Source organism: Pseudomonas sp. FeS53a, assembly GCF_000931385.1.
GTDB lineage: Bacteria > Pseudomonadota > Gammaproteobacteria > Pseudomonadales > Pseudomonadaceae > Metapseudomonas > Metapseudomonas otitidis.
Genome location: NZ_JYFT01000034.1, coordinates 1 through 20,828, shown reverse-complemented (window position 1 = coordinate 20,828; position 20,828 = coordinate 1). Strand labels below are relative to the sequence as shown.

Here is a 20,828-nt window from a genome sequence, read left to right as displayed (position 1 = left end):
AGGAATGCCGAGATGAGTCACCCCAACGCCCACCCCCTTGTCCCGCTGTATGAGCACGCCCGTCGCCTTGTCCAGGCCGGAGAGCCCGAAACGCCGCTGATGCAGGGCTTCCCCGCCGCACCCGAACAGCGGGTGACCTGGGGCAACTGGATGAGCCCGCCCTACAACCGCTGGGGCTTCCGCTCCCTGGCGCGGCTGCGCCCGAGCATCGACGTGGAGGCGGGCCCCGGCCCAGCCAGCGTGTTCCCGGCGGCCTCGCGCAGCCTGGAAGGCCTGCACTTCGACAGCGTCAGCGGCGCATCGGTATCGGTGCAGGAGCACCTGCTGGCCAGCCACACCGACGCCTTCCTGGTGCTCAAGGCCGGTGAAGTGGTGTGCGAGCGCTATTTCGGCGGCCAGCGTCCGCAGGACCGCCACATCATGTTCTCGGTCACCAAGTCGCTGATCGGCACGCTCGGCGAGCAACTGGTCAGCGATGGCGTGCTGGACCCGGCCTTGCCGGCCGCCCACTACGTGCCGGAACTCGCCGGCAGTGCCTTCGGCGATGCCAGCGTGCGCCAGCTGTTCGACATGGCCGTGGGCATCGACTACAGCGAGGTCTACGACGACCCCGACTCGGAGAGCTCCCAGTACGGCTACGCCTGTGGCTTCCAGCCGGCGCCCGCGGCCTACGCGCGCTACGCCTCGCTCTACGAGTACCTGCCGTCGCTGCAGAAGAAGGGCGAGCACGGCGACTTCTTCCACTACGTCACCGCCACCACCGAGGCCCTCGCCTGGGTGATGGAGCGCGCCAGCGGCGAGAGTTGCCCGGCGATGCTGCAACGGGTCTGGCAGGAGCTGGGCTGCGAGCGTGACGGCTACTTCATGGCCGACCCCTGGGGGCGGGGCGTGGCCGGTGCCGGCTTCAGCGCCACCCTGCGTGACATGGGGCGCTTCGGCCTGCTGCTGGCCAACGGTGGACGTCACCAGGGCCGCCAGCTGCTGGGCGCGGACACCATCGAGCGCATCGCCGCCGGCGCCGATCCGGCGATCTACGCGGCCAACGCCGACTTCTCCGAGTGGACCCCCGGCGCCTCGTACCGCAGCCAGTGGTACGTGTTCAACGACCACAGCCTGGCGCTCATGGCCGGCGGCATCCATGGCCAGTACCTGTTCATCGACTGGCCGTCGCGGGTGGTGATCGTCAAGCAGTCTTCGCTGCCCGAGGCCGTCACCGACCTCGACGCCGACAGCGTCCGCATGCTGAGGGCCATCGCCGCACACCTGAAGGCCTGACCTGATTCCAACACGGAACACCGATTCCGGATTCGCCCGCCCCGGCGGGCGTTCGGCGGCCCAGCCGCCCACTTCCACTGCCCTGTAACACAAGAACAAATGCACAGGAGCTCACCATGTACCGCACCCTGCGTTTCCAGCGGGCGCTGACCGCGCTCGCCCTCCCGCTGGCCAGCCAGGCCGCACTGGCCGGCTACACCTTCGAAGAGGGTGACCTCTCCGGCGAGGCGACCCTCACGGCAGGCGCCTCCACCGTCATGACCCGCAACGTCAACTTCGGCGCCGGCCGTGTCGACCAGCGCAACGGCCGCAACGGTGGCACCCGCGTCGACTGGCAGGAGATGTACCTGAAGCCGGGCGTGACCCTGAAGTACGGGGTGACGCCGGACTTCGACCTGATCGCCGGTGGCTCGGTGGTCGCCTCCAAGACCCTGGGCGACGGCGATGCCGGCGGCTTCACCCGCAGCTCCGACGGCCAGGTCTCCACCGAGGAGCTGTACGCAGGGTTCCGTGCCGGCGAGTGGACCTTCACCGCCGGCCGGCAGAACTACAAGGTGGGCACCGGCTTCATCGTCATGGACGGCAACCTCGACGCCCTGGATGACGGCGCCTACTGGCTCGGCCCGCGCACCGCCTTCCGTGACTCCGGGCTCCTCGCGTGGGACCACGGCGCCCTGAAGGTCCAGGCCTTCAGCCTGCGCACCGACACCCAACTGGGCGACTACCGCCTCAACGGCGCCAACCTCGACTACGACCTCGACGGCCGCGTCACCCTAGGCGCCATGGCGATGAACGTGGATTCGCTGACCCGCCACTACAGCACGCCGATCCGCCGCGACGGCATGCACGTCTACAACCTGCGTGCACTGAACGGCAAGCTGCCAGGCCTGGATGCGCTGACCCTGAACGGTGAATATGCCGTGCAGCGCGGCAGCGGCGACGGTGTCGACTACGACGCCAAGGCCTGGTACGCCCAGGCCGACTACGCCTTCGAGACGCTGCCGCTGACCCCGGTGCTGGGCTATCGCTACGCGGTGTTCTCCGGCGATGACGACGTCACCGACACCACCCAGAAATCCTGGGACCCGCTGGCCAAGGGCTTCGTCGACTGGAGCACCTGGCTGGTGGGCGACGTGATGGGTAACTACGTGCTCTTCAACAGCAACGAGCGGGTGCAGCAGTTCTCGGTGAAGACCCGGCTGAGCCAGACCCTGGCCCTGGGGGCCATCCACTATCAGTTCTGGCTGGACGAGAAGAACTACCAGGGCGTGGCCGTCGATGATCGCCGCTTTGCCGACGAGAGCGTGGTGTACCTCGACTGGACACCCACCGAGCGGCTGTACACCTCGCTGTCGTACAACTGGGTGGACCCGAAGGCGGCCGCCAGGCAGGTGTTCGGCAACGACGACCGCTTCAGCGCCCTCGAACTCTATTTCACCTACCGTTACTGATCGCGCCAGGAGACCTCGCCATGAAACCCTTCCGCATCGCGGCCGCCCTGGCCCTGGCGCTTGCCACCCTGGCCGGCGCCCACGCCGACGAGCGCACCGTGCGCATCTACAACTGGATCGAGTACCTGCCGCCCGACGTGCTCAAGGACTTCCAGAAGGAGACCGGCATCCGCCCGGTGTACGACGTGTTCGACAGCGTCGAGACCTTGGAGTCCAAGCTGCTCACCGGCAACTCCGGCTATGACGTGGTGTTCCCCAGCAGCGCCAACATCGGCAAGCTCATCACTGCCGGCGCCTTCGAACCGCTGGACCGCGCCAAGCTGCCCAACTGGCAGCACCTGGACCCCACCTTCATGACCAGCCTCGAAGCGGTGGGCGATGCCGGCAACCGCTTCACCGTGCCCTACCTCTGGGGCACCACCCTGATCGGCTACAACGTCGACAAGGTGCAGGCGGCCCTGGGGCCGAACGTGGCGATGAACACCTGGGACATCATCTTCAAGCCCGAGAACCTCTCGAAGCTCGCCAGCTGCGGAGTCGGCTTCCTCGATGCCGGCAACGAAATCCTGCCCATCGCCTTGCACTACCAAGGGCTGCCGCCCAACAGCGAGGACCGCGGCGACTACAAGAAGGCCGCCGAGGCGCTGCAGGCGATCCGCCCCTACGTCACCTACTTCAACTCCTCGCGCTACGGCATGGACCTGGCCAACGACGAGATCTGCGTCGCCGTCGGCTGGTCCGGTGGGGTGGCGCTGGCGCGCAAGCTGGCCAACGCCGCCGGCAAGGGCGTGAAGGTGACCATGGCGATGCCGAAGGAGGGCGCGCCGATGTGGTCCGACGTGATGGCCGTGGCGGCCAAGGCCCCGCATCCTGACGAGGCCCACGCCTTCATCAATTACATCCTGCGGCCCGAGGTGATCGCCCGCATCAGCGATGCCATCGGCTACCCCAACCCCAACAAGGACGCCACCGCCCTGGTGTCGCCGGAGATCCGCAACGACCCGAACATGTACGTCTCCGATGAGGTGCGCCGGACGCTGTTCCCGCTGGAGCCGGTGTCCTCCGCCACCGAGCGGGTGCGTACCCGCACCTGGACGACCGTGAAGACCTCCCACTGACCCCGCCGGCCCGGGGCGACCCGGGCCCCTTGCGAGGAGCGACCCATGCAAGACGACATGAGCGTGCCGGCACCAGCGCTGGAGTGGGTGATGACCCTGGACGTGGCCATCGGCGAGCCCCAGACCCTGGGGGAGGCCATCGACGGGCGTCGTGCCAACTACCCGATCCTCGGTGGACATTTCGTCGGCCCGGGCCTGCAGGGCGACGTGCTGCCCGGTGGCGCCGACTTCTACTGCCTGCGTCCGGATGGGGTCGGCGACCTGGACGCCACCTACAGCCTGCGTACCGACCGGGGCGAGCTGATCAACGTGCACAACCGGGGCTTCCTGGTGCTCAGCGAGGAGGGCCGCCGCCGTGAAGACGAGGGCACCTGGCCGTTGCCGGAACACCTCTATCGCTGCACCTGCAGCCCGCGCTTCCAGGTGGCACGGGGCGCGCTCGGCTGGCTCACCGAGGCCGCCTTCATCGGGCGGGTGACCTACCCCGGCGAGGACCGGGTCGTCATCCGCATCTACCGGCTGGACTGACCCGCCCGGGCCTCGCGCCCGTCTTTCAGGATTCGACACCATGATCACGCATCACTCGCGAGCCGCCCGCGCGGCCTGCATCTTCGTGGCCGCCATCGCCATCCTGGTGGTGGGCATCCAGCCGGTCTTCATCGGCCTGATGGCCGAACGCCTCGGCCTCTCGCTGCCCCAGCAGGGCACCCTGATCGCCGTGGAAATGTGCGGCTCGGTGATCGGCACGCTGCTGGTTCCGCTGTTCGCCGCGCGCCTGGGCAATCGCCTGGCTTGCCAGTCCATGGCGGCCGCCCTGGTGCTGTTCAACGCCGCTGCCTGCCTGGCCGACGCCCTGGTGCCGCTGCTGGCGCTGCGGTTGCTGGCCGGAATGGCTTCCGGTGCGCTCTATGCCCAGGCGGTGTTCGCCCTGGGGCGGATGCCGGGGCCGGACCGCTCCTTCGGCCTGCTGCTGTTGACGCAGACCCTGGTCTTCGCGCTGATGGCGGCCGTCGTTCCGCAGCTGGCCGAGCGCCTCGGAGGCGGGGTTGCCCTGGGGGTGATCACCGGCTGGTTCGCGCTGGCGTGGTGGGCGTGTGGCGTGCTGCCGCGCCAGCTGGAGGTTGGCGAGGCGGTGCTGAGCGGCCCTGCTGCCTGCGGCTCGGCAGCCGTCGGCATCGCCGCGCTGCTGGGCATGCTCTGCCTGCAGTTTTCCATCTACGCGGTGTGGGGCTTCGTCGACGGGCTGGCCGGTGAACAAGGGCTGGATGCCGCCCAGGTGGGCTGGGCCGTCAGCCTCGGGCTGCTGGGCGGGCTGCCCGGTGCCGGCCTGCCGAGCCTGCTCGGACGGCGGGTCGGGCGCTTGCCGATGATCCTCGTCGGCAGCCTCTGCGTCGCGCTGTCCGTGGTGCTGCTGGCCCGTGGCGTCGCACACGCCGCCGGGCTGGCGGGCGTGGTGTTCCTGATGAACTTCGGCTGGGTCCTGGCGCTGACCTACTACATGGCCGCCGTGGTCACCCATGACCCGGACGGGCGCCTGGCGCGCCTGATCAGCGTGGTGCAGGTGAGTTCGGCTGCCAGCGCACCCACCTTGCTGAGCCTGGCGATGGGCAGCGACGGCCAGGGGCTGATCTTCACCTTCTCCCTGGTGGCGGTGCTGTTCGGCGGAGTGCTGCAACTGCTCGCACGCATGGCCCAGCGCCGACCCGCCGGGCGCTTTCTTGCAGATTGAACGGCATGTCGTGCGCCTTGCTGCCAATGCCGCGCCTGGCCGACAGAGGTGCGGCCGCGCCAAGGGCGCGGCAGGGCGCAGGACCGTCGCGGACCGTTGCCGCGACGGTCGGTTGCCGGCGGCTACCAGATCGGCAAGGTGTAGGTCACCAGGAAGCGGGTCTGGTTCTCGTCGCGGAAGGCGGCACCGGTGGGGAAGTCGTTGCGGTAGAAGGACTGCCGCACACGGAAGCCGACGTTGCGCAGCGGCCCTTCCTGGATCACGTAGCTGGCCTCCCACTGCAGCTCGCGCTCCTTGCGGTCATCGGCGCGCAGGGCCGCCAGCTCGATGTGGTCCCCGCGCACGTAGCGCAACCGCGCGGTCAGGCCCGGCACGCCGGACGCCGCGAAGTCGTAGTCCCAGATCGCCTGCCACATGCGCTCCCGGGCGTTGAGGTAGTCCGAGCTCATGGTCATCTCGCTGATGCCCATCAGCTCGGTGCCGGAGAGGTAGGGCGTGGCGGTGTCACCGGACTGGTGCGCATAGCCCAGGGTCCAGCGGTGCCCGCCCAGGCCGTAGGCGAACTGCAGGGAGAGGTGGCGGTTGTCCACCTTGCCGGCTTCGGCGCGGCCGTTGTCGTCGCTGAAGAAGGCGCGCACGTCGGTACTCAGGTTGCCGGGGCCCACGGGAAGCTTGTGCAGCAGGCCAAGGTAGGCCTGGTCGTAGAGGTCGGGGGCTTCCAAGTAATGAGCCTTGAGCGTGAGCGCCGGGCTGACGGCGTAGTCGGCCCCCAGCAGGTTGACGTGGGACGTGGTGGCGCGCCCGTTGAAGCGCCCGTTGGGCGAGGCGATGGACATGGCCTCGTAGTCGGTGGAGTTGCGCTTGGCGATGCGGTCCAGGTAGCCGGCATGCAGGGTCAGGCCCTCCACCTGGCCGGAGGTCAGGTACGCCCCGCGAAAGGTCTGCGGCAGCAGGCGCGAGGGGCTGGAGAGCGCCGAGGGCAGGGCCAGGTTGAGGTCACCGGCCTGCAGCAGGCTCTTGTCGACCTTCACCTTGCCGGTCAGCCCCAGGCGTGCGTACTCGTCGGCGGCGCGGCCGCTGCTGGGGGACACCGGCAGCAGCTCGGTGCCGCTGCGCGAGGGCGAGGAGTCGAGCTTGACCCCCAGCAGCCCGGTGGCATCCAGGCCGAAGCCCACGGGGCCGGGGGTGAAGCCGGACTGGAACTTGAGGATGAAGCCCTGGGCCCACTCGCGGGCTTCGGACTTGGCGCCATCGTCCTGGTAGTCACGGTCCAGGTAGTAGTTGCGCAGGGTCAGGCTGGCGTGGCTGTCGTCGACGAAGCCGTCCGCCAGGGCGGTTCCGGCGGCCAGGCTGAGCAGCAACGGCGAAAGGTGGCAAAGCGGGTGCGGGCGCTGGGCGCGACCAGGGCGTGCAGGCATGTGCGGAGTCCTTTTGTTGTTCTTGTGGGCATGCGACGGCGCAGGGCCGATCGCGACCGCAGGATGGAAGTGCCGATCCGGCTTATCAATTGGGAGTAGCCGTTAATCGAACATTAAAAACATTAACGTGTTTGCCTGATTCGTGGTGGCAGGACGCCAAGTCCTTGTCACAAAAGGAAGATCCGTTGCCAGTGGCAGGCGGAGGCTGGGGGCTGTTTTTTTAGTTTTGTTTGTTAATCTTCTGAGGCCGGACGACGGCCTGTCGTCCCTTCACAAGAACAATAAAAGCGAGGCCTTCCATGCACGCCACTACCGGCCGCTCGCGGCTGACCATCCTGCTGTGCTTCATCGTCGCCCTGATCGAGGGGCTTGACCTGCAATCCGCCGGCATCGCCGCTGCCGGCATCCGCGCCGCCTTCAACCTGGACCCGAAGATGATGGGCTGGATGTTCAGCGCCAGCATCATCGGCCTGCTGCCCGGGGCCTTCCTCGGCGGCTGCATCGCCGACCGCATCGGCCGCAAGAAGGTGCTGGTGGCGGCGGTGGTGCTGTTCGGCGTCTTCTCCCTGTGGACCGCCTACGCCGGCAGCCTGACCGGGCTCCTGGCGGCGCGCTTCCTGACCGGGCTGGGCCTGGGCGCTGCGCTGCCGAACCTGATCGCGCTGTGCGCCGAAGCCGTGGAGGAGCGCCAGCGCAGCACCGCCATCAGCATCATGTACTGCGGCGTACCCCTGGGCGGGGCGGTTGCGGCCCTGGTGGGCATGCTGGCCGGCGAAGCCTGGCAGTGGGTGTTCATCGTCGGGGGCGTCGCGCCCCTGGTCATCGCCCCGCTGATGCTGCTGATGCTGCCCGAGTCCGCGGCCTTCCATCACCAGCGCGACCAGGGCGGCGCGGTGCGGCCGTCCACCGTCGAGGCGCTCTGCGGCGACGGTCGCACGCGCATCACCCTGTCCCTCTGGGTCAGCTACTTCTTCACCCTCACGGTGATGTACATGCTGCTCAACTGGCTGCCTTCGCTGCTGCTGGAGCTTGGCTTCAGCAAGCCCCAGGCGGGCATGGTGCAGATGGTCTTCAACGTCGGCGGGGCCCTGGGCTCGCTGATGGGCGGCGTGCTGCTGGACCGCTTCCGCCGCACGCCGGTGGTGCTGTCCATCTACACCGGCCTGTTGCTGGCCCTGGCCGGCATCGGCTTCTCCGGCAGCGTCGCGAGCATGGCGGCGGCAGGCTTCGCCGCAGGTGTCTTCGTGATGGCTGCGCAGCTGGTGCTCTACGCCCTGGCGCCGGTCTACTACCCGACCCGGGTCCGGGCCACTGGGGTCGGGGCGGCGGTGGCCGTCGGCCGGCTGGGCTCGGTCAGCGGGCCCCTGGCCGCCGGGCAGATCCTCGCCGCCGGCGCCGGCACGGCCGGCGTACTGATGGCCGCAGCGCCCGGCCTGCTGGTGGCGGCGCTGGTGGTGGTGGCCCTCGGCAGCCGTGCCGGAAGGCCGCTGGCTTCGGCCTGAAGTCGTGTGTTCCGGGCTGGTTTGGTTACGCAGGCTAATCAGTAGCTGGGTGCCGACCCGCTCTGGTTCGCTGATCGCACAGTGCGAATTAATTGTTAATTGACATAACTAAATAGCCGGCATACCTTGAGGCCATTCCAAAACAAGAGCAGGTACGCGACATGAGCAACTACGAGAACCGCTGGCAGACCGTGAAAGTCGACGTGGAGGAGGGCATCGGCTGGGTGACCCTCAACCGCCCCGAGAAGCGCAACGCAATGAGCCCGACGCTGAACCGCGAGATGGTCGACGTGCTCGAAACCCTGGAGCAGGACCCGGACGTGGGCGTGCTGGTGCTGACCGGCGCGGGCGAGTCCTGGACGGCCGGCATGGACCTGAAGGAATACTTCCGCGAAGTGGACGCCGGCCCCGAGATCCTCCAGGAGAAGATCCGCCGCGAAGCCTCGCAATGGCAGTGGAAGCTGCTGCGCATGTACGCCAAGCCCACCATCGCCATGGTCAACGGCTGGTGCTTCGGCGGTGGCTTCAGTCCGCTGGTGGCCTGCGACCTGGCCATCTGCGCCGACGAGGCGACCTTCGGCCTGTCGGAGATCAATTGGGGCATCCCCCCGGGCAACCTGGTGAGCAAGGCCATGGCCGACACCGTGGGTCACCGCCAGTCGCTGTACTACATCATGACCGGCAAGACCTTCGATGGCCGCAAGGCCGCCGAGATGGGCCTGGTGAACGAGAGCGTGCCGCTGGTCCAGCTGCGCGAGACCACCATCGAGCTGGCGCGCAACCTGCTGGACAAGAACCCGGTGGTGATGCGTGCCGCGAAGAATGGCTTCAAGCGTTGCCGCGAGCTGACCTGGGAGCAGAACGAGGACTACCTCTACGCCAAGCTCGACCAGTCCCGCCTGCTGGACAAGGAAGGCGGCCGCGAGCAGGGCATGAAGCAGTTCCTCGACGACAAGAGCATCAAGCCCGGCCTGCAAGCCTACAAGCGCTGACAGCGCGCGCTCCGGGGGCGTTCGCCTGGTTCGCCAGGCACCGTCCCCGCAGAACAATCACAACAGGAGCAGATCATGTTCGACGTGCCTTTGCTGATCGCCGGCCGTACCCGTCCTGCCGCCACCGGCGCGGTGTTCGAGCGCCACAGCCCCTTCACCGGTGAAGTCGTCAGCCGCGTGGCCGCCGCCACCCTGGAAGACGCCGATGCCGCCGTGGCCGCCGCCCAGGCTGCCTTCCCGGCCTGGGCCGCCCTCGGTCCCGCCGAGCGCCGGGCGCGCCTGCTGGAGGCGGCCCGCCTGCTGGAGGCCAACCGCGAGCGCTTCATGGCGATGGCCGTGGAAACCGGCGCCACCGCCGACTGGTACGGCTTCAACGTGAAGCTGGCCGCCAACATGCTGCGCGATGCCGCCGGCATGACCACCCAGATCAAGGGCGAAGTGATCCCTTCCGATGTACCCGGCAGCTTCGCCATGGCCCTGCGCCAGCCCTGCGGCGTGGTGCTGGGCATCGCGCCCTGGAATGCGCCGATCATCCTCGCCACCCGTGCCCTGGCCATGCCCCTGGCATGCGGCAACACCGTGGTGCTCAAGGCCTCGGAGAACAGCCCGGCGGTGCACGCACTGATCGGCGAGGTGCTGCAGCAGGCAGGCCTGGGCGATGGCGTGGTCAACGTCATCAGCAATGCCCCGGCGGACGCTGCCGCCATCGTCGAGCGGCTGGTGGCCAACCCGGCGGTGCGCCGCGTCAATTTCACCGGCTCCACCCATGTCGGCCGCATCATCGGCCAGCTCGCCGCGCGCCACCTGAAACCGGCGGTGCTGGAACTGGGCGGCAAGGCACCGCTGCTGGTGCTGGACGACGCGGACCTGGACCAGGCCGTGGCCGCCTCGGCCTTCGGCGCCTACTTCAACCAGGGGCAGATCTGCATGTCCACCGAGCGGCTGGTGGTGGACGCGCGCATTGCCGACGACTTCGCCGCGCGCCTGGCGAGCAAGGTCGGCACCCTCAAGGCCGGCTTGCCCGGCGAGGCGGTGCTCGGCTCGCTGATCGATGCCCAGGCGGGCGCACGCATCATGGCCCTGGTGCAGGACGCCCTCGACAAGGGTGCGGTCCTGCTGGCCGGCGGCGAATGCAGTGGCAGCGTGATGCAGCCGGTGCTGCTGGACCGGGTCACCCCGGCCATGCGCCTGTACCGCGAGGAATCCTTCGGCCCGGTGGCGGTGATCCTGCGCGGGCAGGGTGACGAGGAGCTGCTGCGCCTGGCCAATGACTCGGAGTTCGGCCTGTCGGCGGCGATCTTCAGCCGCGATGTGTCCCGTGCCCTGGCGCTGGCCCAGCGCGTGGAGTCGGGCATCTGCCACATCAACGGCCCGACCGTGCATGACGAGGCGCCCATGCCCTTCGGTGGGGTGAAGTCCAGCGGCTACGGCAGCTTCGGTTCCAGCGCGAGCATCGAGCAGTTCACCCAGTTGCGCTGGGTGACGGTGCAGAACGGCCCGCGCCACTACCCCATCTGAGCGGCACGAACTGAATACGCCGGGCCCTGCCCGGTATCGCACCGCGCCCGCCGTCCGGGCGCGGTCGGAGGTGATAACAGTGAACAATGAATCCTCCGTCCAGCCCGCCGCCCGCTACCGGCCGGTGTCCCTGGGCATGCCCGACGTGCGCATCGAGGCGCGCGCCGGCAACCTCTACCTCAATCCCCGCGAAGCGCTGCAGCCGCTTCCCGGGCGCCTGCTGGACCGCCTGCTGCACTGGGCCGAAGTGCGCGGCGAGCAGACCTTCGTGGCCCGCCGCGATGCCCAGGGCGCCTGGCAGGCCATCAGCTACCGCGACATGCTCGGGCGCATCCGCCGCATCGCCGCCCACCTGCTGGACTACGGGCTGAGCCCGGCGCGGCCGCTGGTGATCCTCTCCGGCAACGACCTGGAGCACCTGCAGCTGGCCCTGGCGGCCTATTACATCGGCGTGCCGTACTGCCCGGTGTCGCCGGCCTATTCGCTGGTGGCCCGTGATTTCGTCAAGCTGCAGCACATCGTCGACCTGCTGCAGCCCGGCCTGGTGATGGCGGCGGACGGCGACGCCTTCGCCCGCGCCATCGAGGCGGTGGTACCGGCCGAGGTGCCCCTGCTGCTGGTGCAGGGCGACGTGGCGGGGCGCCCGCAGCAGCGCTTCGATGCGTTGCTGGCCCCCCGCGACCCGGCGGCTGCCGACGCCGCCTTCGCCCGCACCGGGCCCGACACCATCGCCAAGTTCCTCTTCACCAGCGGCTCCACCAAGCTGCCCAAGGCCGTGGTCACCACCCAGCGCATGCTCTGCGCCAACCAGCAGATGCTGCTGCAGACCTTCCCGGTGTTCGGCGAGGCACCGCCGGTGCTGGTGGACTGGCTGCCGTGGAACCACACCTTCGGCGGCAGCCACAACGTCGGCATCGTTCTCTACAACGGCGGCAGCCTGTACCTGGACGACGGCCGCCCGACGCCCCAGCTGTTCGGCGAGACCCTGCGCAACCTGCGGGAAATCTCCCCCACCGCCTACCTCACCGTGCCCAAGGGCTGGGAAGAGCTGGTGGAGGCCCTGGAGCGGGACGCCGAGCTGCGCGAGCGCTTCTTCGCCCGCATCACGCTGTTCTTCTTCGCTGGCGCCGGCCTCAGCCAGCCGGTGTGGAACCGCCTGGACCGCATCGCCGAGCAGCACTGCGGCGAGCGCATCCGCATGATGGCCGGCCTGGGCATGACCGAGACCGCGCCGTCCTGCACCTTCACCACCGGGCCGCTGTCCCTGGCCGGCTACGTCGGCCTGCCGGCACCGGGCTGCGAAGTGAAGCTGGCGCCGGTGGACGGCAAGCTGGAGGCACGCTTCCGTGGCCCCCACGTGATGCCCGGCTACTGGCGCCAGGACGAGCTGAACCAAGAGGCTTTCGACGAGGAGGGCTTCTACCGCTCCGGCGATGCCCTGCGCTTCGCCGACGCCGAGCGACCGGAGTGGGGGCTGATGTTCGATGGCCGCATCGCCGAGGACTTCAAGCTCAGCACCGGCGTGTTCGTCAGCGTCGGGCCGCTGCGCACCCGCGTCATCCTCCAGGGCGCGCCCTATGTGCAGGACGTGGTGGTCACCGGGCCGGACCGCCAGCGCATCGGCCTGCTGGTGTTCCCCAACTTGCCGGCCTGCCGCGAACTGGCCGGGCTCGGGCCCGAGGCCAGCGTCGAGGCGGTGCTGGCCGCGCCCGCGCTGAAAGCCTGGCTGGCCGGCTTGCTGGCCGCCCTCAACCGCGAGGCCACCGGCCTGGCGTCGCACATCGCCTGGGCCTGCCCGATGGTGGAGCCGCCGAGCCTGGATGCCGGGGAGATCACCGACAAGGGCTCGCTCAACCAGCGGGCCGTGCTCGGCCGCCGCGCCGAGCTGATCGACCGGCTCTACGACGATCCGGCGCGCCACTGCGTGCTGGCGGAGGCGGGCGCATGAAAGGCCAGTTCGAGCTGTTCCGCGAAGTGGCGCTGCTGGCCGGCGCCCGCACGCCCTGGGTCGACTACTGCGGGCCGCTGGCCCAGGTTTCGCCCATCGACCTCGGCATCCACGTCGCCCGTGCCGTATTGGCGCGGGCCGGCGTGGCGGGCGGGCAGGTGGACAGCGTGCTGGCCGGCAGCATGGCCCAGGCCAGCTTCGACGCCTACATGCTGCCCCGGCACATCGGGCTTTATGCCGGCGTGCCGTTGGAGGTGCCGGCCCTGGCGGTGCAGCGGATCTGCGGGACCGGCCTGGAGCTGCTGCGCCAGGCCGGCAACCAGCTGGAGCGCGACAGCGCACGCCTGGCGCTGTGCGTGGCCACCGAGTCCATGTCGCGCAACCCCATTGCCAGCTACGAGCACCGGGGCGGCTTCCGCCTCGGCGCACCGGTGGGCTTCAGGGATTTCCTCTGGGAAGCGCTGCTGGACCCGGCCATCGGCCAGACCATGATCGACACCGCGCAGAACCTCGCCCAGCGCTACGGCCTGCGCCGCGAAGAGGTGGACGCCTTCGCCCTCGGCAGCTTCCGCAAGGCCCTGGCGGCCCAGGCAAGCGGCTGGTTCGACGCCGAGATCGCTCCCGTCGAGCGTGCCCGTTTCGAGCTGCCGGGCTATCAACCCCGCGCCCTGGACCTGCCGCGCAAGGTCACCCGGCTCAGTCACGACAGCCACCCCCGCGAGACCAGCCTGGACGCCCTCGCGGCCCTCGCGCCGGTCAGCGCCGGATCGGTACAGACCGCCGGCAACAGCTGCGCCCTGGTGGACGGTGCCGCCGCCATGCTGGTGGGCGACGCCCGGGGTGCCAAGGCGCCATTGGCGTTGCTGCGGGCCAGCGCCGTGGTCGGGGTGCCGCCGGAGATCATGGGCATCGGCCCGGCGCCAGCCATCCGCCTGCTGCTGGAGGGGGCCGGCCTGCCGCTGGACGCCATCGACAGCCTGGAGATCAACGAAGCCCAGGGCGCCCAGGTGCTGGCCGTGCAGCGCGAGCTGGAGCTGGACCCGGAGCGCCTCAACCGCCACGGCGGCGCCATTGCCCTGGGGCACCCCCTGGCCGCCACCGGCCTGCGCCTGGCCCACAGCGTCGCCCGCCAACTGGCCGTGCGCGGCACCCGCTACGGCATTGCCGCCGCCTGCATCGGCGGCGGACAGGGCATGGCCCTGCTGCTGGAAAACCCCGCCCCTCGCTGAAGGATTCGCCCATGACGCACTACCGTGCCCCGCTGGATGACATGCAATTCGTCATCGAACACTGGCTGGACGCCGAACAGGACTGGGCACGGCTGCCGGCCTTCGCCGAGCTGGACCATGCCCTGGCCGCCCAGGTGCTGGAGCAGGCCGCGCGCTTCGCCGAGGACCGCCTGGCACCGCTGAACACCCCCGGTGATCGTCAGGGATGCCGGCTGGAGAACGGCCGGGTGCTCACCCCGGACGGCTTCGCCGACGCCTACCGTGCCTTCGTCGAGGGTGGCTGGCCATCGCTCGCCTGCGACCCGGAATGGGGCGGGCAGGGCCTGCCGCAGCTGCTCAACGTCGGCCTGCTGGAGATGCTCTACGCCACCAACCATGCCTGGGCGATGTACCCGGGCATCGCCCACGGCGCCTACGAAGTGCTGCGGCGCTTCGCCAGCGCGGAACTCCAGGCTGCCTGGCTGCCGGCCCTGGTGAGCGGCCGTTGCGTGCCCACCATGTGCCTCACCGAGCCCCAGGCCGGCAGTGACGTGGGACTGCTGCGTTGCCGTGCCGAACCGGCGGAGGCGGGCAGCTACCGCCTGCATGGCAGCAAGCTGTTCATTTCCGGGGGCGATCACGACCTGGGCGACGCCATCCTCCACCTGGTGCTGGCGCGCCTGCCCGATGCGCCCGCCGGCACCCGCGGCATCTCGCTGTTCCTGGTGCCCCGGGAGCTGGACGGGCAGGCCAATGGCGTGTGCTGCGATGGCCTCGAACACAAGCTCGGCATCCGTGGCAGCGCCACCTGCAGCCTGCGTTTCGACGGTGCCCGGGGGTGGTTGCTGGGCGAGCCGAACCAGGGGCTGGCGGCGATGTTCGTGATGATGAATGGCGCGCGGCTGCACGTGGGCTTGCAGGGGCTCGGGCATGCCGAGTTCGCCCGCCAGCAGGCCGGCGCCTATGCCGTCGAGCGCCGACAGATGCGCGCGGTGCCGCGCCCGCCCGGAGCCAGCGGCGAGGCCGATCCCATTGCCGCACACCCGGCCATGCAGCGCACCCTCCGGACCCTGGAGGCGCACAGCCAGGGCATGCGCATGCTGGGCTACTGGGCGGCACACCTGCTGGACATCGCCGAGCAGGCGCCGGAGGCCTCCCGCCGGGCAGAGGCCCACGCCCTGGCATCCCTGCTGACGCCGGTGGTCAAGGCCTGGTTCACCGAGCAGGGCTTCCAGCTCGCCAGCCAGGCGCTGCAAGTGTTCGGCGGCTACGGCTACTGCACCGAATACCCCATCGAGCAGACCCTGCGGGACAGCCGCATCGCGCTGATCTACGAGGGCACCAACGAGATCCAGGCCAACGACCTGCTGCTGCGCAAGCTGCTGCCGGACGATGCGCCAGGCCTGGCCGCGCTGGTGGCCTGCATCCGCGCAGAGTGCCAGCGGGCCGAAGGCACCGCCCTGCACGATGAAGGGATGGCGGTGGCGCAACTGATGGCCGATTGGCAGGCTGCGCTGGCCACATTGCGCGAGGCCCAGGCGAGTGAGCCGCAACGCCCCTACGAGGCCGCCACCGACCTGCTGCAGGTGACCGCCTTGCTGCTGCTGGGCCATGCCTGGCTGCGTGCCGCACGGGTCAGCCGCGAGCGCAACCTCGGGACAGCGCGGGAAGCCACCGCGCGCTTCTTCTTCCGCCGCCTGTTCCCCGAGGCGCAGTACCGGTTGCACCTGGCCCTGGGCTGACCGGGGCTGGCGGTCCGGAGCGCTCATCACCGGTTTTCTACCGGTCGTCGTGATGGCTGCCACCACGGTGCTACCTCCCGGGTGAGCGCTTCCTACACTTTTCCCGCTGAAATGCAGGACTTGCCCAGCGTCTTCCGCACCTCCTGAAAAAGCGTCAGAAAGCCGTGCGGCGCAGCCCTGCAAGCGGGGCTCGATCGATCAGCACGGCAGCCGTGCCACACCCCGAGAGCGACACCTTGCCCCGGAGGAACACCCGCATGAACCCGATCCGCACGCTGCTCCCCGTTGTCCTCGCCGTGGGTGTTGCCCTCGGTGGCTGCACCAGCAAGACCGTGAGCCAGGACCAGTATTCCGGCTTCCTCTCCAGCTACGAAGGCCTTGAGCCGACCCGCTCCGCCTCCGGTGTGCCGGTGATGCGCTGGGTGGACCCCGGCTTCGACCTGTCCCGCTACGACAGCCTGGTGCTGCAACCGCTGGGCTTCTACCCGCAACCCAAGCCCGATGCCCGCATCGACCAGGCCACCCTGGATGCCGTGCTGGCCCGTGCCAACCAGCAGATGGCCGCCGTCCTGGGTCAGCGCCTGCGCCTGGTCCGCCCCGAGCAGGCCGGCCCGCGCACCCTGGTGTTCCGTGGTGCCATTACCGGCGTCGCCGCCGAGAACCAGGGGCTGCGCCCCTACGAGGTGCTGCCGATCGCCCTGGTACTGGGCGGCGCCATGGCCGCTACCGGCGAGCGCGACCAGAACACCGAGCTGTACCTGGAAGGCGAGCTGGTGGAGAACACCACCGGCAAGTCGGTGCTGCGGGTGGTGCGCAAGGGCTTCGGCAAGACCCTGAGCAACGACCGGCAGAAGGTCACCGCCGCCGACCTGGCCCCGGTGGTCGACCAGCTCACCCGCGACGCCCTGCAGTTCCAGACGGCCAAGGCCGCGCCGTAAGCCGTATGCCTGACGATTGGAACCGGAGGCATCCCCTGCGTGACCACAGGTCCGAGGGCAGGTGCAACCCGGCGTGATGGCCGGGTGCTACCCACAGAAACGGTGGATGACTCTGTGGATAAGCGGTTGACCGACGACCTCGGCGCCCGGCAGGCGGGGCCTGTGCCGGGCTGGTGGTTTTCTGAACGGTGGGTGTGCACAAGGTTGCGGGGCGGGGAGCCCGTGCGCGCCGGGTTGCACCGGCGCGCACGGTGTTTCAGCGCCTGCGCCGCCGTGGGCGCAGGCGGCGCCAGCCGATCACCACGCCGCTGAGGCAGATCGCCAGGCCACCGAGGCTGAAGCCGATCACCAGCGCCTCGCGCAGCAGGGGCCGCTCCAGCAGCGGGGGCCAGTCCCAGCTGTGCAGCAGGTTGAACAGCCAGCGGCCGGCCCGGCGGTTGCCGTCCAGCACGTCGAGCACCGCGCCGGTGTGCGGGTCCAGGTGGACCCAGCTGTGGCCGTCGTCCTCGAACCGGAGCCGCAGCATCGGCAGGCGGCGGGGCTGGCCGCCGTACATGCTGGCGTCGCCCCGTGCGTAGTAGTACGCGTCGTAGTGCTGCAGCCATTCGGCGTTGGCCACCGGGATCGGCGCAGCCGCTTCCAGGGTCGCCTGGGGCAGCCGTTCCAGCGCCGGGCCGGTGCCGTCCAGCGGCAGCACGCGGCTGTTGCCCTGGGCATCCAGCGCGCTGAGGTAGGCATGCCCGCCGAGCATCCGCCATTCCAGCTCCACCGGTGCGAGGCCCGATTGCTCCAGGCGCTGCAGGGCGCTCGCCAGGTCGCCTTGCAGTGCCGCCGCGCTGAGCGGGGCGCCCTGGAAGTCTGCCGGCGTCAAGGCCGAACGGCCTTCGGTGAGGTGCCAGGGGCGCATGGACATCAGCCCGCTGAAGATCCACAGCACCAGCAGGGTGCCGAACAGCAGCCCGCTGATGTGGTGCCAGCGGCCGAACCCGGAGGGGTAGGGCGAGCGCGAGCCGCTGCGGTAGGGCTTGGAGAAGCGCCAGCGCAGCAACCCGACCACCATGCCCAGCAGGGCCATCAGCGTGGCGGCGAGGGCGAGGTAGATGACGATGTTCGACCAGGCGCCATCCAGCCATCCACCGCGCAGCGGGTACAACCAGTGCAGCCAGGCCCCGAGCAGGTTCCAGGCGCGCTCGTGGGCGCTGGCGTCGCGCACCACTTCACCGGTGTGCGAAGACAGGTAGAGCTGGGTGCCGGCGGCATCGCGCAGTTGCACGCGGTGCAGGGGCCGGTCCGCGTCGAGGGCGCGGCTGTGGCTCCAGAGGTCTTCCTCGACCAGGCCGAGGTCGTCCGCCTCGGCGCCGCCGAAGTGCCGGGCGATGCCCAGCGCTTCGGCGGAGCCGACCCCGTCCAGCACCTGGCCGCTGCGGGCGTCCACCGCGCGGTTGCCGCTGGCGTAGCCGAGCAGGTAGCGCGGCTGGCCCGCCACCTGGGCCAGGCGCAGGCTGCGCGGCGGCTCGCCGCCGGCCGCCTGCAGGGCCTGGGCCGGCGACACGCAGCCGGTACAGGCCAGCGGCGCCTGGTGCTGCAGGCGCTCGGCCTGGGTCAGCTTGGGGTAGCCGACGTAGAGCATGACGATGCCGGAGACGAACCACAGCGCCATGAACAGGCACAGCGCGATGCCCAGCCAGCGGTGCCAGAGGTAGAGGTGGCGTTTCATCACGGCCGCCTCAGAAACGCAGGTCCAGCGCTACTTCGAGGCTGCGCGGCTCACCCAGATAGTACTGCGCGTTGCTCTGGTGGATGAAGCGCGCGTAGACCTCGTCGGTCAGGTTGCGCAGCCGCGCGCTGACCTTGGTGTTGGCGTCCAGCTGGTGCTCCACGAAGGCGCCGTAGAGGGTGTAGGAGGGCACCCACTGGGTGTTGGCGTTGTTGGCGTACACCGCCGACACGTAGCGCGCGTCCACGCCGGTGCGCCAGCCCTGCACCGGCTCCCAGGTGAGCCAGAGGTTGGCCAGGCGGTCGGGGATGTTCACCGGGGTCTTGCCCTTGCGCGAGACGTTGACGCCGCCGACGGTCTCGTTGAAGTCGTCGAAGCGGGCGTCCACCCAGGCGACGTTGCCTTCCAGGGTCCACTGCGGGGTGAAGCGGTAGGAGGCCGCCAGTTCCACTCCGTCGGAGGTCTGCTGGCCGGCCTGGACGGTGCCGTTGGGGTTGTTGACGTCGCTGATGGGGAAGTCCTTGCGGACGATCCGGTAGGCGGCGACGGTGGCGCTGCCACGGCCTTCGTCGAAGTCCAGCTTGCTGCCCACTTCCAGCTGCTTGCCGGTGCTCAGGTCGTAGTCGCGCACCTGGGTGAAGGAGGCGCCGGTGAGGGTGCCGCCCGGCGGCTCGGCCGAGGTGCTGTATTGCACATAGAGGTTGGCGTCGGAGGTGAACTGCCAGACCAGCCCGGCACGCCCGGTGATGGCGTCCCAGCGGCGCTCGAAGGAGGACGGCGCGTTGGCGCTGACGGCGCCGTGGTTGGTGGCGTCCAGCTCGATGTGGTCGTAGCGCAGGGCGGTGATCAGCGAGAGGCTGTCGGTCAGCTGCTGGCGGTTTTCGGCGAAGCCGGAGGTGGTGCGTACCTCGTTGCTGCGGGCCTTGACCAGCCCGCTGGCCATGCCGGGGATGTCGTCGAAGCTGCCGGGGTCGGGGTTACCCGGGGTGACGATGTCGACGGTGCCGCTGCTGGAGCGCGGGTAGACGCTCTGCTGGTTGACGCTGTAGTCGAGGCCGAAGGCCCAGTCGCTGACGCGGCCGAACAGCTCGCCCTTGTGCAGCAGCTCCAGGCGGTTGCCGTTGAGCTCCTGGTCGTGGCGCTGCAGGTAGGCGCTGCTGCGGGCGATGTTGCCGGCGGCGTTGTACTTGTAGACCTCGAGGTTGCGGTAATCGCGCTGGCCTTCGTAGTGGTAGAAGGTGTTGCGCAGGCTGGTGGCGTCATCCACCTGGTAGTCGGTGATGGAGCGCAGCCAGCGGGTGCGTTGCTCGTAGCGGCCGTCGTCGACGTTGTAGTTGCTGAAGCGGTCGTGGCGGTCGATCTTCAGCTCGCCGGTGCGGTTGGCGTTGAGCGTCGGTGCGCCCCAGTAGGGGCTGTCTTCCTTCTCTTCCAGGTACTCCACGGCCAGGGTGTGGGAGAGGCGGTCGGTGAGGTCGCTGAGCAGGGAGAAGGCGACGTTGCTGGCGCCGCGCTCCTGGCGGTCGATGTAGCCGTTGCTGTCGTTGCGGCTGAAGTCCAGGCGCGCGTAATGACGCGGGCCGGGGCCGTCGTTGAGGGCGCGGTTGATGCCGATGGAGGTTTCCCGGTCATCGAAGCGGGCATAGCGGATGCGCGCTTCGCCGCTGTCCTCGCGGCTGGCAAGGCGGGTGATGTAGTTGAGGCTGCCGCCCACCGAGCCGCTGCCGTGGAGGAAGGAGGAGGGGCCGCCGACCAGCTCGACGCGGTCGTAGATCCAGGCGTCCACCGGGCGGTTGGCGGCGCTGTACTGCAGGCTGATGCCGTTGAACAGCTGGTTGACCTGGGCGCCGTTGAAGCCTCGGTAGGCGACGTAGCCACCCCAGCCGGGCGGGGCGGAGGCGTTGACGCCGGGCAGGGCGTTGGCCACGTCGAGGAAGTTGCGCGCGCCGATGCGGTCGATCTTCTCGCGGTCGGCCACGGCCACCGAGGCGGGGTTCTCCCGCAGGCTCAGGCCCAGGCGCGAGGTGCCGGGGGACTGGCTGTCCAGGTCCAGGCCGGGTTGCTTCTCACGGTCGGCGTTGACGGTGCTGGTGGGCAGTTCGAGGGCGTCGTGCTTGTTTTCAGTGGCGTAGGCGAGGTTGCAGGCGCAGATCGCCAGCGCCAGGCAGGTGTACTTCGGAGTCATGGAGGCTCTTTCCTTGCAAGCGTGCAGCAGCGAGCCGGCGCGTCAGGCGCCGGGGCGGTTCAGGCGGGCAGGAAAAGGGCGGGGGAGGCG

15 protein-coding genes are annotated in these 20,828 nt (G+C 69.6%); 12 read left to right on the top strand and 3 right to left on the bottom strand.

Features of this window, described 5'->3' with window-relative positions:
* Positions 1 to 99 precede the first annotated feature (99 nt).
* The 5 genes from SZ55_RS09250 (at position 100) to SZ55_RS09230 (ending at position 5,573) form a co-directional block, all read left to right on the top strand.
* Complete coding sequence (locus SZ55_RS09250; RefSeq protein WP_236692403.1) at positions 100 to 1,275, top strand: serine hydrolase domain-containing protein; 1,176 nt, start codon at positions 100 to 102, stop codon at positions 1,273 to 1,275.
* Positions 1,276 to 1,391: 116 nt separating this feature from the next.
* The gene (locus SZ55_RS09245; RefSeq protein WP_044404578.1) at positions 1,392 to 2,726 is read left to right on the top strand and encodes an alginate export family protein; all 1,335 of its coding nucleotides are present in this window, start codon (positions 1,392 to 1,394) and stop codon (positions 2,724 to 2,726) included.
* A 20-nt stretch (positions 2,727 to 2,746) separates the two neighbouring features.
* A complete protein-coding gene (locus SZ55_RS09240; protein ID WP_044404575.1) occupies positions 2,747 to 3,844 on the top strand; it encodes a polyamine ABC transporter substrate-binding protein in 1,098 nt (365 codons plus the stop codon).
* Between the two features lie 45 nt (positions 3,845 to 3,889).
* Positions 3,890 to 4,372, top strand: a complete 483-nt coding sequence (locus tag SZ55_RS09235; protein WP_044404573.1) for a DUF3237 domain-containing protein — start codon at positions 3,890 to 3,892, stop codon at positions 4,370 to 4,372.
* 40 nt (positions 4,373 to 4,412) lie between these two features.
* Positions 4,413 to 5,573, top strand: coding sequence for an MFS transporter (locus tag SZ55_RS09230; protein WP_044404570.1), 1,161 nt, complete (start codon positions 4,413 to 4,415; stop codon positions 5,571 to 5,573).
* Between the two features lie 122 nt (positions 5,574 to 5,695).
* Here the strand turns inward: SZ55_RS09230 and SZ55_RS09225 are convergent, their stop codons facing one another.
* Entirely contained in the window at positions 5,696 to 6,991 is a 1,296-nt protein-coding gene (locus SZ55_RS09225) for an OprD family porin (protein ID WP_044404567.1), read from the bottom strand.
* A gap of 299 nt (positions 6,992 to 7,290) precedes the next feature.
* Between SZ55_RS09225 and mhpT the strand changes: the two genes are divergently transcribed.
* The 7 genes from mhpT (at position 7,291) to SZ55_RS09190 (ending at position 16,839) form a co-directional block, all read left to right on the top strand.
* Positions 7,291 to 8,493 (top strand): 3-(3-hydroxy-phenyl)propionate transporter MhpT, encoded by a 1,203-nt coding sequence (gene mhpT, locus SZ55_RS09220; protein WP_044404564.1) that lies wholly within the window; start codon positions 7,291 to 7,293, stop codon positions 8,491 to 8,493.
* Between the two features lie 161 nt (positions 8,494 to 8,654).
* Complete coding sequence (locus tag SZ55_RS09215) at positions 8,655 to 9,485, top strand: p-hydroxycinnamoyl CoA hydratase/lyase (protein WP_044404561.1); 831 nt, start codon at positions 8,655 to 8,657, stop codon at positions 9,483 to 9,485.
* Positions 9,486 to 9,560: 75 nt separating this feature from the next.
* Positions 9,561 to 11,003, top strand: coding sequence for an aldehyde dehydrogenase (locus SZ55_RS09210; protein ID WP_044404558.1), 1,443 nt, complete (start codon positions 9,561 to 9,563; stop codon positions 11,001 to 11,003).
* Positions 11,004 to 11,139: 136 nt separating this feature from the next.
* Entirely contained in the window at positions 11,140 to 12,951 is a 1,812-nt protein-coding gene (locus SZ55_RS09205) for a feruloyl-CoA synthase (protein WP_177329726.1), read from the top strand.
* Positions 12,948 to 14,180, top strand: a complete 1,233-nt coding sequence (locus SZ55_RS09200; protein WP_044404552.1) for a thiolase family protein — start codon at positions 12,948 to 12,950, stop codon at positions 14,178 to 14,180. Before SZ55_RS09205 ends, SZ55_RS09200 begins: the two co-directional genes overlap by 4 nt.
* 11 nt (positions 14,181 to 14,191) lie before the next feature.
* Complete coding sequence (locus SZ55_RS09195) at positions 14,192 to 15,901, top strand: acyl-CoA dehydrogenase (RefSeq protein ID WP_044404549.1); 1,710 nt, start codon at positions 14,192 to 14,194, stop codon at positions 15,899 to 15,901.
* Positions 15,902 to 16,158: 257 nt separating this feature from the next.
* Positions 16,159 to 16,839, top strand: coding sequence for a DUF3313 domain-containing protein (locus SZ55_RS09190; protein WP_044404546.1), 681 nt, complete (start codon positions 16,159 to 16,161; stop codon positions 16,837 to 16,839).
* A 256-nt stretch (positions 16,840 to 17,095) separates the two neighbouring features.
* On the opposite strand, the gene SZ55_RS09185 is transcribed toward SZ55_RS09190, so the two are convergent.
* Together SZ55_RS09185 and SZ55_RS09180 are read right to left on the bottom strand one after the other, a co-directional pair.
* A complete protein-coding gene (locus SZ55_RS09185; protein WP_044404543.1) occupies positions 17,096 to 18,556 on the bottom strand; it encodes a PepSY-associated TM helix domain-containing protein in 1,461 nt (486 codons plus the stop codon).
* A 10-nt stretch (positions 18,557 to 18,566) separates the two neighbouring features.
* Positions 18,567 to 20,738: a TonB-dependent receptor gene (locus SZ55_RS09180; RefSeq protein WP_044404540.1), complete on the bottom strand. Its 2,172-nt coding sequence runs from the start codon at positions 20,736 to 20,738 to the stop codon at positions 18,567 to 18,569.
* Between the last annotated feature and the right edge of the window lie 90 nt (positions 20,739 to 20,828).

Bases quoted from the DNA above. Each gene is read 5' to 3' on its own strand.
- mhpT (WP_044404564.1), top strand. From the start codon at position 7,291: ATGCACGCCACTACCGGCCGCTCGCGGCTGACCATCCTGCTGTGCTTC.
- SZ55_RS09250 (WP_236692403.1), top strand. From the start codon at position 100: ATGCAGGGCTTCCCCGCCGCACCCGAACAGCGGGTGACCTGGGGCAAC.
- SZ55_RS09240 (WP_044404575.1), top strand. From the start codon at position 2,747: ATGAAACCCTTCCGCATCGCGGCCGCCCTGGCCCTGGCGCTTGCCACC.
- SZ55_RS09185 (WP_044404543.1), bottom strand. From the start codon at position 18,556: ATGAAACGCCACCTCTACCTCTGGCACCGCTGGCTGGGCATCGCGCTG.
- SZ55_RS09195 (WP_044404549.1), top strand. From the start codon at position 14,192: ATGACGCACTACCGTGCCCCGCTGGATGACATGCAATTCGTCATCGAA.
- SZ55_RS09200 (WP_044404552.1), top strand. From the start codon at position 12,948: ATGAAAGGCCAGTTCGAGCTGTTCCGCGAAGTGGCGCTGCTGGCCGGC.
- SZ55_RS09210 (WP_044404558.1), top strand. From the start codon at position 9,561: ATGTTCGACGTGCCTTTGCTGATCGCCGGCCGTACCCGTCCTGCCGCC.
- SZ55_RS09205 (WP_177329726.1), top strand. From the start codon at position 11,140: ATGCCCGACGTGCGCATCGAGGCGCGCGCCGGCAACCTCTACCTCAAT.
- SZ55_RS09215 (WP_044404561.1), top strand. From the start codon at position 8,655: ATGAGCAACTACGAGAACCGCTGGCAGACCGTGAAAGTCGACGTGGAG.
- SZ55_RS09180 (WP_044404540.1), bottom strand. From the start codon at position 20,738: ATGACTCCGAAGTACACCTGCCTGGCGCTGGCGATCTGCGCCTGCAAC.
- SZ55_RS09190 (WP_044404546.1), top strand. From the start codon at position 16,159: ATGAACCCGATCCGCACGCTGCTCCCCGTTGTCCTCGCCGTGGGTGTT.
- SZ55_RS09235 (WP_044404573.1), top strand. From the start codon at position 3,890: ATGCAAGACGACATGAGCGTGCCGGCACCAGCGCTGGAGTGGGTGATG.
- SZ55_RS09225 (WP_044404567.1), bottom strand. From the start codon at position 6,991: ATGCCTGCACGCCCTGGTCGCGCCCAGCGCCCGCACCCGCTTTGCCAC.
- SZ55_RS09245 (WP_044404578.1), top strand. From the start codon at position 1,392: ATGTACCGCACCCTGCGTTTCCAGCGGGCGCTGACCGCGCTCGCCCTC.
- SZ55_RS09230 (WP_044404570.1), top strand. From the start codon at position 4,413: ATGATCACGCATCACTCGCGAGCCGCCCGCGCGGCCTGCATCTTCGTG.